The sequence below is a fragment of the Microcoleus sp. Pol7_B2 genome, from assembly GCF_036701035.1.
Lineage (GTDB): Bacteria > Cyanobacteriota > Cyanobacteriia > Cyanobacteriales > Microcoleaceae > Microcoleus.
The window spans coordinates 15,987-30,593 of record NZ_JAUBQB010000035.1 but is presented as its reverse complement, the minus strand read 5'-3'; the positions used below and the strand labels follow the sequence as shown (position 1 = coordinate 30,593).

Annotated in this window: 7 protein-coding genes; 6 read left to right on the top strand and 1 reads right to left on the bottom strand. The window is 46.6% G+C overall.

What is annotated here, in order from left to right; all coding sequences use genetic code 11:
* The first annotated feature begins 432 nt into the window (after window positions 1–432).
* The 3 genes from QUA57_RS14995 (at window position 433) to QUA57_RS14985 (ending at window position 9,419) form a co-directional block, all read left to right on the top strand.
* Window positions 433–3,708 carry a PAS domain S-box protein gene (locus QUA57_RS14995; protein ID WP_333061816.1) on the top strand — a complete coding sequence of 1,092 codons (3,276 nt, stop codon included), beginning with the start codon at window positions 433–435 and terminating at the stop codon, window positions 3,706–3,708.
* A gap of 371 nt (window positions 3,709–4,079) precedes the next feature.
* Window positions 4,080–7,289, top strand: a complete 3,210-nt coding sequence (locus QUA57_RS14990) for an EAL domain-containing protein (RefSeq protein WP_333061814.1) — start codon at window positions 4,080–4,082, stop codon at window positions 7,287–7,289.
* A 540-nt stretch (window positions 7,290–7,829) separates the two neighbouring features.
* Entirely contained in the window at window positions 7,830–9,419 is a 1,590-nt protein-coding gene (locus tag QUA57_RS14985; RefSeq protein WP_333036521.1) for a glycoside hydrolase family 57 protein, read from the top strand.
* Window positions 9,420–10,287: 868 nt separating this feature from the next.
* On the opposite strand, the gene QUA57_RS14980 is transcribed toward QUA57_RS14985, so the two are convergent.
* The gene (locus QUA57_RS14980; RefSeq protein ID WP_333036520.1) at window positions 10,288–11,361 is read right to left on the bottom strand and encodes a radical SAM protein; all 1,074 of its coding nucleotides are present in this window, start codon (window positions 11,359–11,361) and stop codon (window positions 10,288–10,290) included.
* Window positions 11,362–11,809: 448 nt separating this feature from the next.
* On the opposite strand from QUA57_RS14980, the gene QUA57_RS14975 reads away from it, so the two are divergent.
* The 3 genes from QUA57_RS14975 to QUA57_RS14965 all read left to right on the top strand — a co-directional run bounded on the left by QUA57_RS14975 (window position 11,810) and on the right by QUA57_RS14965 (window position 14,513).
* The gene (locus tag QUA57_RS14975; protein ID WP_445242199.1) at window positions 11,810–12,604 is read left to right on the top strand and encodes an ABC transporter permease; all 795 of its coding nucleotides are present in this window, start codon (window positions 11,810–11,812) and stop codon (window positions 12,602–12,604) included.
* A 224-nt stretch (window positions 12,605–12,828) separates the two neighbouring features.
* Complete coding sequence (locus tag QUA57_RS14970) at window positions 12,829–13,692, top strand: aldo/keto reductase (protein ID WP_333061812.1); 864 nt, start codon at window positions 12,829–12,831, stop codon at window positions 13,690–13,692.
* Between the two features lie 143 nt (window positions 13,693–13,835).
* A complete protein-coding gene (locus QUA57_RS14965) occupies window positions 13,836–14,513 on the top strand; it encodes a GIY-YIG nuclease family protein (protein WP_333061809.1) in 678 nt (225 codons plus the stop codon).
* The last annotated feature ends 94 nt before the right edge of the window (window positions 14,514–14,607 follow it).

The window sequence follows — 14,607 nt, the reverse complement described above, 5'->3', positions numbered from 1 at the left end:
AACCCTGAGTTCAGCAGGTTTAAACCCCTGCCGGACTTGGATAAAGCGTGTTTAGTTGAGACAAATGGGGATCTGCATAGGCAACGCCCTGCTACAGATTCGCGATCGACCCAAGCCCGCAGCCACGCCGATCTCCTTTTGAGCGCCCCCAAACAACAACTCTGTGCAAAAATATACTTAGCGCCTGCTCCTGCCCGCACCCTTCCCTTACCCAGGAGAGTTTTAGATCCATCCACCACAATTGCTGATCAATGTACACCCCAAATCCTTTTACTGGCAGTATTTAATAACGCCCGCCGCCTCCAACGATCGGCTCCACGCACAGACAGACTAAAAATTAAAAATGTATAATTTAACAGGAAATTACATATTTTTAATTTTTAAGCTTTAATTTTGAATTCTAAAAGTAACACTTGCCTAAGTGTAAAAACTATGCCTGAAATTCCAGTAGAAAGTGCCACACTGTTTCAGAACAGCATCACTGAGCTAGAGCAGGCGGAATCAGCCCTCGAACTCGCTTGGAACGAACTCGAAAAACAAACAGCAGAAACCATTGCTCACATTGCCAACGCCGGCTCAGCAAACACACAGGAAATTAGCGATCGCTTGGCCGGCGCGAAGCAACTTCGGCAGCAACTTCAAACTCAAATAAAAAAAGCCAACTCGCGGCGGGAATTTCATCTAGAAAACTCGCCCCTGGCAGTTGTAGAGTGGGACAGCGAATTTCGGGTAATGCGGTGGTCGCCAATGGCAGAACAACTATTTGGCTGGAGTGCAGCAGAAGTAATCGGCAAATACTGGCACGAATGGTCAATAGTTCATCAAGAAGACTTCCAGCAAGTGTGCGGCGTCACAAATCAACTGTTACACAGCAGAGAAACCCGCAACATTTGCCGCAACCGCAACTATACCAAAGATGGCTCGGTAATTTACTGCGAATGGTACAATTCTGCACTCCTCGATGAATCGGGAAGAGTAGTTTCTATTCTCTCTTTTGGCAGAGACATAACCGATTGCCACCGCATTCAAGAAGAACTGCACCGGCGCGAACAAGCTTTCAGCACCCTAGCGGAAAATGCGACCGATATCATTGCCAGGTTTGATAGAGAATTCCGCCACCTTTACATCAACCACGCAGTAGAATTAGCAACCGGAAAAACCCCCGCCGAATTAATTGGCAAGAGCAACAGAGAATCAGGAATGCCACCACACTTGTGCGACCTGTGGGAGGACACTTTTTTGAAAGTTTTTGGCACCGGAAAACAAGAAACCATAGAATTTGAGTTTCCCACTCCCGAGGGCATAAAACATTACCACTGTCGAGTTATTCCCGAGTTTACTGAAGACAATTCTGTAGAAACAGTTTTATCCATAGCCCGGGACATTACTGAACTCAAACAAGTGGAATCCCAGTTACGACAAAGCGAATTTAAATTTAGAACAATAGTTGATTCTAACATGATTGGTCTAATCTTTTGGGACATTAATGGTCCCATTATAGATGCCAACGCCGCTTTTTTAAACACGGTAAAATATACGCGGGACGATTTGCTTGCCGGAAGAATTAACTGGCAAGAAATGACACCGCCAGAATACGTGCGTTTAGACACAGAAAAAGTTGCCGAACTGAGGGCTAAAAATACCGTTATTCCCTTTGAAAAAGAATTTATGCGCTCCGATGGGAGCCGCGCTCCGGTGATGCTGGGCAGCACATTTTTAGAACGAACGCAGCAGTTAGGCGTCAGTTTTGTGCTGGATTTAAGCGATCGCAAGCAGGCAGAATTGGAACTGCAAAAACATCAGCAACTTTTAGAGAGTATTGTTACAACTATACCTAACTTTCTCTACATTTACGATGCAGTAGAAAACAAAAATATTTATGCAAATGAATCGGTCACAGCCATGCTGGGTTACACTCCCCAAGAATTGCAAGATTTGGGTACAGACGCTGTGGCTAAGTTGGTTCATCCCGATGATTTGTTAGAGCTAATTACAGGTAGGGAGCGGCTCAAACACAGCAGCAATACCCATGAAACGCATGACATAGACTACAGAATAAAACACAAAAATGGGGAATGGCGCTGGGTGCACGATCGCTCTAAAATTTTTAAAAGAACCCCAGACGGACAAATTGTACAATTTATCGGTTCCGTACTCGACATCAGCGATCGCAAACAAGCCGAAGAATCATTAAAACAGCAAAAAGAACTGCTGCAAACTATATTCGACAACGTGCCGGTCATGCTCGCATTCTTGGGAAGCAGCGGTGAAGTAAACTGGGTAAACCGCCACTGGGAACAAGTGCTCGGCTGGAGTTTGGCGGAAACCAAAGACCGCGATATCTTGGCGGAATTTTATCCGCAGCCAGAATACCGTCAATACGTTTTGGATGAAATCCAAGCAGCAAATCAGAACTGGAGCGACTTCAAAACACAAGTTAGAGACGGGCGAATTATCGACACTTCTTGGGCAAATGTTCGTCTTTCCGACGGCAGGTGTATCGGCATTGGTCAAGATATCACCGAACGCAAACGAGTAGAATCTGAACTTAAAGAACTCAACGAAACTTTAGAAGCTCAAGTTGCCCAGCGTACCGCAGAATTAGAGACTTTTTTTGATGCTTTGCCGGACTACATTTATGTTGTAGAACGGGACAATATGCGCTTGTCTTTTGTCAACCATCCCCTTGCAGAATTTTCCGGCTTCTACAGCAGGCAGCAGATGCAGGGCAAAACTATTTTTGAGTGCTATCCCAGCGAACTCACAGAACGATTTAGGCGGGAAAATTTGCACGTATTTGAATCGGGCAAAACTCTGCACTACCAGGAAAAATTTGTGAGACCGGGTGGCAATGCTTACTTCGACACGTTTAAAATTCCGCTGAGAAATCTCAACGGCGAGGTTTATGCTTTAATTGGCACTGCTCGCGATATCACTGAGTTGGTAGAGACAAAACAAGCTTTATCAGAACGCACAGAGCAATTAGAAGCTGCCAATCAAGAATTAGAATCTTTTTCTTACTCAGTTTCCCACGACTTGCGCGCACCTTTGCGACACATTTCAGGTTTTGTACAAGCGTTGAAGCAGCGGCTAGAATTAACTGAGGCTTTGAGCGATCGCAAAATAGTTCACTATATGGAAGTAATTGAAGAAAGCAGCCAAAAAATGAGCCTGTTGATTGACGGTTTGCTCGCCCTGTCGCGGGTGACTCGCACCGAGTTGAGGCAAATTCCGATCGATCTGAGCCGTTTAGTACAAAATGCGATTAAATTGACTAAACCACCAACTGTCTCAGATCCAGCCCAAACTCCCCACAGCGTTGAATTTACCGTCGGAGATTTGCCAACTGTAATGGGAGATCCAACCTTGCTGCAACAGGTGTTCAGCAACTTGATTAGCAACGCCGTCAAGTTCAGTCGCGGACGCACTCCAGCTACAATAGTTATTGAGGGTTTACCGGATGGGACGATTTTTGTCAAGGATAACGGCGTGGGTTTTCCAATGGAATATGCCGATCGCCTGTTTGGAGCCTTTCAGAGGCTGCACTCCCAGAGAGAATTTGAAGGTACGGGCATCGGTTTGGCGATCGTCCAGCGGATTATTCACCGCCACGGCGGCACGGTTTGGGCCGAAAGCCTACCTAGTCAAGGAGCCACGTTTTACTTTAAACTAGGGCAAACAATCTCAAACGGTAGTATAGATTCGTAAATTAAGTGTATAAGAGTTTTAAATTCAAAATTTAAAACTCTTATACACTTAAATAAGTCACAATCGGTGAGAGCATCAGAATTTTGGTATGACAGGAGTGTTCACTGTTAGGGATGGAAGCGAAAGATCTAGGCTAGGCTGTCCAAGATGCTCGTACTCCTAAAAAACGCTCTTTTAAAAATGGGGATGATCCCCAATCGGTTCGGTCAGCCCTCGACTGCCGGTGCTAAATCAAGGTCTGCCGAGTAGAGTAGATAATTGATTTTGCTAAAAATAACTAAAAATATAGAGATAAAATTAACAACAAAACTCAGTCTAAAAAATTACTAGCAAAAACACGAATAACCAATTGAAAACCTCCCAAATACATTATGTTAGATATAAATCAGACCAACTATCTACTAAAAATGGTTGCGGAATCAACATTAAACTTGTTGATTATCGAAGACATGGCAGAAGATATGGAATTAATAGTGCTCGCCTTAGAATCGGGGGGGGTAAATTTTAAGTGCGACACTGCCGAAACAGCAACAGAATGCAGAAAACTGCTCGAAAATTACAAGTACGATGCTGTACTATCAGATTACCGCCTCCCCGGCTTCAACGGTTTAGAAGTGTTGAAATTAATGCAGGAATTAGGGCAAGACATACCCTTGATTTTAGTAACGGGAAGTTTGGGAGAAGAAGCGGCAGTTGAGTGCCTCAAAGCCGGAATGACCGATTACGTATTAAAAGGGCGACTGTTTAGGTTGCCAACAGTCTTAGAACGATCGCTCCAAGAATACAAAATGCGGCGCCAGCAACAAGAAGCGATCGCCCAAATTCAGCGGCAAGCTCAGCGAGAAGCGATCATCAACCGCATCCTCCAAGCCATGCGCTTCACCCTTGTACTCGACGAAGTGCTGCAAACCACCGCAGATCAGCTGCACGAAGCTCTAGACATCAGCGCCTGCGCCATCTTGCAGCCAGATGCTGAAGGCGGCATCAGAGTTCGCTACATCAGCAAAGCATCCAACCGAGAAGGGTTTGTTGGGGTAAATTGCAAAGTAGCCGAGCACTACAGATCGGGGCTCGCAGCCGGGGAAACCCTGATTATCGACGAGTTATCGACACTGTGCCCGTCCCTGCAAGAATCAGCAGGGTTGGTAGGGTTTCGCTCCGTCGCGATCGCGCCACTGCTCTACCAGCAGTCATTTTTGGGAGGAATTAGCCTCTATCAGTGCGATCGGGCGCGCTCTTGGAGCGTCGAAGAACTGTCGCTACTCAAAGCCATAGCCGATCAGTGCGCGATCGCGATCCACCAAGCCGAACTCTACCAACAAGCCCAAACCGAGCTTGCAGAACGCAAGCGCGCCGAAGCAGCAGTCTGCGGCATCCAGCAGCAGCTAGCCACAATGGCAGCCAACATTCCCGGCTCAGTCTACCGCACCGTGCTGCATCCAGATGGCACAATGTCCCTGCCCTACATCAGTCCGGGCGTGCGCGAAGTTACTGGGTTCGGGGCCGAAGAAGTGATTTCGCACCCAGAACTCTTGACCGAAATCATCCATCCAGAGGACAAAAGCTCGTCTGACAGCCACGTAGCAGCATCGAGAGCGAGTCTTTTGCCGTGCGATCGCCAGTACCGCATCGTTCTGAGATCTGGGGAGATCAAGTGGGTGCAAGACAGCGCTAAATTTTCCAAAAACGAAAACGGCGACGTAATTATAGACGGAGTAGCCCTCGACATCAGCGATCGCAAACAAGCAGAATCAGCCCTGCGCCAAAGCGAACAGCGATTTCGCTCGCTGATTGAAAACGCCACAGACATCACGATCATTCTCGACGCCGAAGGAATCTTCCGCTACATCAGCCCTTCCGTCAAGCGAATTTTAGGATACGCGCCCCACCAGGCGATCGGGCGCAGCGCCTTAGAAATAGTTCACCCCGACGACTGCGCCACGATCACCGAAACCCTCCACAAAGCCATTAAAAACCCCAAAAGAAGCCAGTGCCCAGTTGAGTACCGAGTCCGCCACCGCAACGGTTCCTGGTGTTATGTAGAAGCTGTAGCCACCAACTTGCTGTATGATCCCGCAGTCGAGGGAATCGTGATTAACTGTCACGACATCACTCAGCGCAAACTCGCCGAAGAACAACTGCTGCACGATGCTTTTCACGACGCCCTCACCGGATTGCCGAACCGATCGCTATTTACCGATCGGCTGGAACACGCTCTGAGGCTGGCAAAACGGCGCAAAGACTACTTGTTTGCCGTACTGTTTCTCGATTTAGATAGATTTAAAGTAGTCAACGATTCCCTCGGCCACGCCATCGGCGATCAACTGCTAGTCTCGATCGCGCGGCGTCTGGAAGCTTGTCTGAGGGTCGGAGATACAGTGGCCCGCCTCGGAGGTGACGAGTTTGTGCTGTTGCTAGAAGACATCGAGGGCATCAATGAAGCTACCACCATTGTCAACCGCCTGCAAAAGAAAATCACCTCCCCTCTCCTTCTAGACGGACACGAAGTATTTATCACCGCCAGCATCGGCATAGCTTTGAGTTCTGGCGAATACCTGGAACCGACAACCCTGCTGCGCGACGCCGACACAGCAATGTACCGCGCCAAAGAACTTGGCAGAGCCCGACACGAAGTTTTCAACAGTTCCATGCACGCCCACGCTTTGCGCCTGTTGCAGTTAGAAAACGACCTACGGCGGGCGATCGAATCAATTAGAGAGTCGGTCAGAGAAGAAGACTTTCCCTCATCCCCCGAATCAGCCTTACCTCCCTTATCCGCAGCGCCCCAGTTTATTATTCACTACCAGCCGATCGTGTCGATCGCCAGTAACACAATTACCAGTTTTGAGGCCCTAGTGCGCTGGCAGCATCCAGAACGCGGCTTAGTTTCCCCCGGTGAATTCATCACCATCGCCGAAGAAACCGGCTTGATCGTACCCCTGGGCCGCTGGGTACTCCGCACAGCTTGCCACCAAATCCGCCAGTGGCAGCAGCTATTTCCCAGCAATCCCCCCTTAAGCGTTAGCGTCAACATTTCTGTCAAACAGTTTTCTCAGCCAGATTTAATCGAATACATCGATCAAGTTCTCGCAGAAACTCACCTCGACGGCAGCAGTTTAAAACTAGAAATTACCGAAAGCGTACTCATAGAAAATTCCGAATCAGTAACAGCAATGCTGGTACAGCTCAGAACCCGAAACATACACTTGTGTATTGACGACTTCGGTACCGGCTATTCATCGCTTTCCTACCTGCACCGCTTCCCCACCAATACCTTAAAAATAGACCGCTCTTTTGTTAGCAGGATGGGAGGGGAGTTCGATTTCAGTAAAGGAGGGATTGACCCGACCGAAATTGTGCGGTCGATCGTTACTTTGTCCCACAATTTAGGCATGGATGTAGTAGCCGAAGGAGTCGAAGAAGCCTCGCAACTATCTATACTCAAAGGGTTAAAATGTGAGTACGCCCAGGGATTCTTTTTCTCAAAGGCAGTAGACTCTCAAACAGCAGCAACCCTAATCCGACAGCAAGCAGAAAATCAGAATTTGCTGACATTTAGTTTGTTAGAGAAAGGCCATTAAAAAAACACGGCATTTTGTGAGTCCCGTTTCAGCATAAAATCTTAAAATATTTTAAAACAGTCCCTAACTGGCGTCAGTTAATAACTACGGCATCCAAATCACTGTCAACAACCCATGTCTAAAGATACTGGGCTTTCAGCCTCAGACTTAAACGATAGTTGACCAGATGTGTAGCTGCGTACTACGTTAACGGTAAGAGTTAAAGACCTACCAGGGAGTGCGAAGCTAGTTCCTTGCCAAGCGAAATTTAGGATTAAATAGACTTATTGGGTTAAATCAGTGTCCTAAATATAGTATCGGCCCTTAACTAAGGCGCAAGCTAACATTACCCCTCTCATAGAGGCTCCTTATGGAGCGAACATTATGCGATCGCGGGTTGCGAGGTTGGAAGTGGTAATTGTCCCACTGAAAGTACATTACAAAAGTACACTCCCATCTAGCAATCCTCGTGTAATGGAAAAATTCACGGCGGTTCAAACCGCCGACCCGTTTCCCTCTCAGCCCTAAAGACGCTGAGTTTCCCACTTACCGAATTTTTTTATGACTATTGGCTACCTCGCCCTCGTTCTCCACGCCCACTTGCCTTTCGTCCGCCACCCCGAAAGCGACTACGTTTTAGAAGAAGAATGGCTGTTTGAGGCGATCGCGGAAACCTATATTCCCCTGCTGCAAGTCTTTGAAGGGCTCAAGCGCGACGGCATCGACTTTAAAATTACCATGAGCATGACGCCGCCCTTAGTGGCCATGCTGCGCGACCCCTTGCTGCAAGACCGCTTCGACGACCACTTGGCTAAACTCGAAGAATTAGCGGACCTCGAAATCGAACACAACAGCGGCAACGGTCACCTCCGCTACTTGGCAGAACATTACGCCGCCCATTTCTCTCAAGTCCGCAACTTTTGGGAAAAGTACGATCGAGATTTAGTCAAAGCCTTCAAAGAACACCAAGACACCAACAACCTCGAAATCATCACCTGCGGTGCCACCCACGGCTACCTACCGCTGATGAAAATGTACCCCGAAGCAGTTTGGGCACAAATTCAAGTAGCTTGCGACAACTACGAAGCAAACTTCGGCCGCCGACCAAAAGGAATTTGGCTGCCCGAATGCGCCTACTACGAAGGCTTAGAACGGATGTTAGCCGACGCAGGCCTCCGCTACTTTCTCACAGACGGTCACGGCATCCTCTACGCCCGCCCACGTCCCCGCTACGGCAGCTACGCCCCAATTTTCACCGAATGCGGAGTAGCAGCCTTCGGTCGGGATCACGAATCCTCGCAGCAGGTTTGGTCTTCCGAAGTCGGCTATCCAGGCGCTGCCGAATACCGCGAATTCTACAAAGATTTGGGCTGGGAAGCTGACTACGATTACATTAAGCCCTACATCATGCCCAACGGCCAGCGGAAAAATACCGGGATTAAATATCACAAAATCACCGGTCGCGGATTGGGTTTAGGCGATAAACAGTTGTACGATCCTTACTGGGCAAGGGAAAAAGCAGCCGAACACGCCAGCAACTTTGCTTTTAACCGGGAACGCCAAGTCGAACACCTCAACGGCATTATGCAGCGTCCACCGATTATTGTTTCACCTTACGACGCCGAACTTTTCGGTCACTGGTGGTACGAAGGGCCTTGGTTCTTAGATTACCTGTTCCGCAAGAGTTGGTACGACCAAAATACCTACGAGATGACGCACTTAGCCGATTATTTGCGGGGCAATCCGACTCAGCAAGTGTGCCGCCCGTCTCAGTCTAGCTGGGGTTTCCGGGGTTTCCACGAGTATTGGCTCAACGATACCAATGCTTGGATTTACCCGCACTTGCACAAAGCTGCGGAACGGATGATTGAGTTGGGAAGCATGGAACCTGCGGATGAATTGCAGTGGCGGGCTTTGAACCAGGCGGCGCGGGAAGTGCTGCTAGCTCAATCTTCTGACTGGGCATTTATCATGCGTACAGGGACGATGGTGCCCTATGCAGTGCGGCGGACTCGATCGCACTTAATGCGCTTTCACAAGCTGTACGATGAAGTGAAAGAAGGGAAAGTTGATTCGGGTTGGTTGGAGAAGGTTGAGGAGATTGATAATATTTTCCCTGAAATTAACTATCGCGTTTATCGATCGCTTTAAGCAAACTGCGAGCAAATCCCGACAGTTTCAAACCACTTGCGACACAAAAAAAACCCGCGTAGGCGGGTTTTTTTTCATACAGTTGTTCAAGACTTGGGCAGAACATCTATATTGCAGGTTTGCAGTGGGCGCCTTACCCCGATAAGTAGCGCGTCAAACCTATTCAGGACTTACGCAACTGTCCCAAGTGAGCCTCGCACCCTGCACCAAACCATTAGACAATAAACATATGAGCATTGGGACGTTTTAGTTAACAAATTAAATAACTTGACAGCACTAGAGTGTTTAATTTGATAAATTGTTTGACCCGATTGACCGGCTAAACTTGTTAGCGCAAAGCCTACACGAGTAAAGCGCAAGAAGCAACATGATTTATTTTAATCCGAGCTTTACGACACTGCCAAGACTATATTCTTGTTAATTGCTTGAGCTCTCTGAAATTAGTTGTTATTCCAACGAATGGCACACACTTTGTGTACATCACTTGTTGTAGATTGATTCTTGTCCGTAGTTGCGACATATCCATTTTTTTACAAGTACAGGAAATAATTTAATTTATTGAATAGGGGAAAATTTTTAATTTTAATAATTGTCCCTCATTTGAGTTCGTTTGATAACCCACTTAAAGCTCCAACAGATTTATAATATTCTTGACATAAGGTATCGTCAACCAATCGGTTATTGTTTAAGGGGCAATAATATATTTAGCCAAGACTGATACAAAACATTGTATTCGTAAATAAACGGCATTGCCATGTCCTTTAGCAAAACCGAAGGGAATACAATTAATCAAACAAAAAACCGGGTTTCTGCTCAAACCCGGTCACCAACCATGAAAACAAGCAATGTTAACACGACGGCTAAAACCTCAATTTTTCAATAACTTCATCCCCATTTTCACCTTGTCCAAAATAGTCTTTTGTGAGACACAAGTAATCAGACAAAGCTTGCCGCAATTCAAAGTATCGCGACGGACTTCCTGAGCTTTTTCGCCGTACCAAATTTCGCGGGCGCTGGCATTTTTTACATTACCAATTACCGGGAACTCATCGCACAATTTCACATCGCCGCGCGTATCAATCCAGTAATTGCGGAGTCCCACGCGACAAGGACGAGTTGAATCAGGAGCTTTTTCTTCGGCAAAGTGAGGAATCATCAATCGCAACACTTCATCGCTGTTCATAATCGGAGCACCGTTGTTCTTCATTTCAATTAGGCGTTCGATTACTTGTGCAAATTCCTCGATGTCTTCTTTTTCAATCCACAATTCCTCGTATGTTTCTGGCGTCCAGCGGTTGACTGGTTGGAAGTTCACCGTCGTCGCGCCAATTCCCTGAGCCCAGGTGACTATTTCCGGGAGGTGGCGGAAATTGAGTCGGTTCATTGTCGGTTTGATGTTGATCGGAAACAGGACGTTCTGTTTTTCTTGTTCTTCGCGCAGATAACCGATTCCTTTAGAAAGCCGATCAAATAATCCCGGTTGACCTCGCAAATAATCGTGCAGTTCTGCATTCGGCCCGTCAACTGAGATATTCACATTAAAAGGACGAGCGGCCACAGTTTTGGCTGCGTTTTCCCTAGTCATGCAATAGCCGTTTGTGGTGACGCCGGCGTGAATGCCATTTTTATTTGCAAAGGCCAGCAAGTCTAGAAAACCTTTTTTAATATAAGGTTCGCCGCCACTAAAGTTGATTGAAAATTCGCCCACAAATTCTTTGACGCTCAAGAGGGCATTTTGCCATTCTTCGATCGTCATTTCGTCTTTATATTCTTTGAGCCGCCAATACTCGCACTGCCGGCATTTTACATTGCAGCGCTCGTTGACAATCCCGTAAAAAGTGACGGGGCTTGTCACGTCGTATCCTGTATTGATTCGCAGCGATTCGGCCACTGCACTTTTGGTGTGCTTGACGCCCAGTCTCGATAATGTTAAAGCATCCATGTCTTTTTTTCCTTACGTGTTGTTAGCTAGGTCAATTTCTCGATCCCTCTTTTGTACGTATAATTACGCATTGCTGATTACGTATTGCTTTTGAATACGTATGCCCCATCCTAAGTGTTGCGTTTAGGTATGGCTAGATGTTTGTCAAATATTTATATTATTAAGAGTTGTAACATATTATGATTTCTAATCAATCAAGCGATGCTTTGTGTAAAAACATGAACCAGGCTTAATAATTCCCCAAATATATGGGCTTAAGATTGATTTAATTTAATAATTGTACTTTTTGATTAAAATTTGTTAAATAACTTAATACTGCCTGTCAATAAAACTACTTAAATAAGCGGTCTAAATAATTTAAAATTATAGTGAAATAAGCAGCCGTACAGCAGTTAACTTCACACAAGCTTTACAATAGGATGAAATCTAAATATTTCAACGGCAAAAAATGGCGACAAACATGGGACGATATTTGCACGTACTGAAATTGTTCTGGGGTGCGGCGATCGCAGCGGAACTAGAATACCGAATCAACTTTGTCCTCGCGGCCATCAGCAGCCTCGGAAATCTTGCGGGCAGCTTGTTTGGGCTGTTTTTGTTCTACCGTACCGGTTACACGTTTTCTGGGTGGAAATGGGAAGAGGCTTTAGTTGTACTCGGTATTTTCACGATTTTGCAGGGGTTTTCGTCAACGTTTCTAGCACCTAATCTCAGCCGTATTGTCGATCGAGTGCAGCAAGGTACTCTCGATTTCGTACTCCTCAAACCCATCAGTTCCCAATTCTGGCTATCTGCAAACACAGTTTCGCCTTGGGGAATCCCAGATTTAATCTTGGGCACCGTATTGCTGCTGTATGCTGCTAACAAATTGGGAGTAGCAATCGGCAACTATTTTTTAACAGCAATACCGCTATTATTCGGAACTATTACTCTTTACAGTATATGGTTTATGTTAGGGGCAACCAGCATTTGGTTTGTCAAAATTTACAATGTTACCGAAGTTCTCGAAGGATTGTTAGAAGCCGGTAGGTTTCCAATGGCAGCTTATCCCGCAGCTTATCGATTTTTCTTCACTTTCGTAGTTCCCGTTGCCTTCTTGACGACTGTGCCTGCAGAAGCCATGCTGGGGAGAGGTGAAATCGTTTGGATCGCAGGGGCGGGAATATTGGCGATCGGGCTGTTATTTTTCTCCCGCTACTTCTGGCACTTTGCACTCCGCTTTTACACCAGCGCTTCCAGCTAGTTAAGTAGGTAGGTAAGCTGCTGCACATCTAGATTGTCTATTATGTTTGAGAGGGAGAGGATTTGACACGTGGGGAATAGGGAATTGAAATATACACTTTCAAGGCCAAACAGCTTATCTAAAAAATATTTTTTCTATTTACTTAGATAGGTAAAAAAATGTAAGATTTCAACCTATCCTGGAAATGTAAACTGGAAATAAACTACGCAAGCGAAGCCAAACCAATGAAAAGAAAAAAACTGGGTAACAGTAATTTTACTATCAGCGCGATCGGTCTTGGAGGTATGCCAATGTCCTTAAGCGGCCGGCCGCCAGAATCGCAATCAATTGCGGTAATTCACCGCGCCCTCGATTTGGGTGTCACCCTAATTGACACCGCAGATTCCTACTGCCAAGATGAATCCGACAAACACCACAACGAGAACCTCATTGCCAAAGCTTTGCAACAGTACAGCGGAGATGTTAGGGCCGTTACTGTGGCCACTAAAGGCGGCTTAATGCGGCCTCAAGGTGCGTGGACGCGCAATGGCAACCCCCATCATTTACGCAAGACAATTCGGGAAAGTTTTGAAGCATTGGGCGGCCAGAAACCGATCGACCTTTGGCAATATCACTCGCCCGATCCCGCTTATACCATCGAAGCAGCCCTAGCACCTGCAAAAGAAGCAGTAGAAGCAGGAATGATTCGATTTATTGGAGTGTCCAACTTTTCTGTAGAACAGATCAAACGCGCCCGCGATACAGTAGAAATTGTCTCTGTTCAGAATCAATATAATCCTTGGCACAGACAGCCCGAATCAGACGGCGTGCTGGAATATTGCGAAACCGAAAAACTGACATTTTTTCCCTGGAGTCCTTTGGGAGGAAGCCGCCGGGTCACCAGCTTGCAAGATATACCCGCGATCGCCAAATTAGCTGCAGAAAAAAACGTTTCAGTTTACTGTATAGTATTAGCTTGGTTAATGGCTCAATCGCCCTGCATCGTTCCGATTCCCGGTGCGACCAAAGTATCGAGTATTGAGGACTCTGTGGGGGCGCTGGAAGTTAAATTGACTGACGAGGAATTGCAACAAATTGCCGCAAGTTAAGTATATAAGGGCAAAAAAAACAATAGAACAGGCTTTTCGGCCTGTTCCACAAACAGAACTTTATTGTGGGGTGGGCCGGAAAGCCCGCCCCTGAAAGTGGGATTTAATGAGTAAAGTTGACATTTTTTGAGGAATTGGGTTTTATGGAAGCTAATCAAGTGAATGCCGATAGAGACGTAGCAATTGAACATCAAAACGTACCAGTCGCCCATGAAGGACTGCACAACTTTTTATACAGTTCCGACTCAGAACACAGCGCAGCAGCCGCTATTTCTGAATTAGAAAATGACGGCACGCAAGTAATGTCGATCGATACATGGCGCGATTTGGCAACTAACGCGAAAGTCGCCGGCGTTTACGCTGTAATGGACACTGCCCGCAACACTCAGTTTATCGGTTATTCGCGAAATATCCTGCTTTCAATCAACGGTCACATCGCCCAAAATGGCGCAGGAAATTGTGCTTTCCTGCGCGTGCAAACTTTCAAATTCCCGAAGCGGGAAGAAATGGAAAGTTTGCGGGATGCTTGGATAGCAGAAATTGGCAGCATTCCGCCTGGAAACGGTGCTGACAGCGAAATGTGGGCGAGTACAGTAGGCCAAGCAGCCCGCGCTGCTATGTCTGCGGAAGAACAAAAAGCTTATGAGGAAAAGAAGCTAAAATTACGCAAAGCAATGGCAGATTCTACTCTTAGCAAAGAGTTAGAAACCGCAGTCCAAAGTGACGGCGAACGCGCTAAGGATTTGGAAGCTGCTGTTAACAATGATGACTGGAGTGCGGTGATTCAATCGCAAACCCAGGAAACAAAGTCCGGCGAATAAAAGTCGCAGATACATAAACTTTTGTCCGCCCTAAATGGGGGCGGGTTTATGTAGATTATGGGTGGAAATTAAAGAGTGTGTGCACCAGCTCATA

Excerpts from the sequence above, each read along its gene's own strand:
- QUA57_RS14970 (WP_333061812.1), top strand. The coding sequence starts at position 12,829 with ATGAAAAGAAAAAAACTGGGTAACAGTAATTTTACTATCAGCGCGATC.
- QUA57_RS14965 (WP_333061809.1), top strand. The coding sequence starts at position 13,836 with ATGGAAGCTAATCAAGTGAATGCCGATAGAGACGTAGCAATTGAACAT.
- QUA57_RS14975 (WP_445242199.1), top strand. The coding sequence starts at position 11,810 with ATGGCGACAAACATGGGACGATATTTGCACGTACTGAAATTGTTCTGG.
- QUA57_RS14980 (WP_333036520.1), bottom strand. The coding sequence starts at position 11,361 with ATGGATGCTTTAACATTATCGAGACTGGGCGTCAAGCACACCAAAAGT.
- QUA57_RS14990 (WP_333061814.1), top strand. The coding sequence starts at position 4,080 with ATGTTAGATATAAATCAGACCAACTATCTACTAAAAATGGTTGCGGAA.
- QUA57_RS14985 (WP_333036521.1), top strand. The coding sequence starts at position 7,830 with ATGACTATTGGCTACCTCGCCCTCGTTCTCCACGCCCACTTGCCTTTC.
- QUA57_RS14995 (WP_333061816.1), top strand. The coding sequence starts at position 433 with ATGCCTGAAATTCCAGTAGAAAGTGCCACACTGTTTCAGAACAGCATC.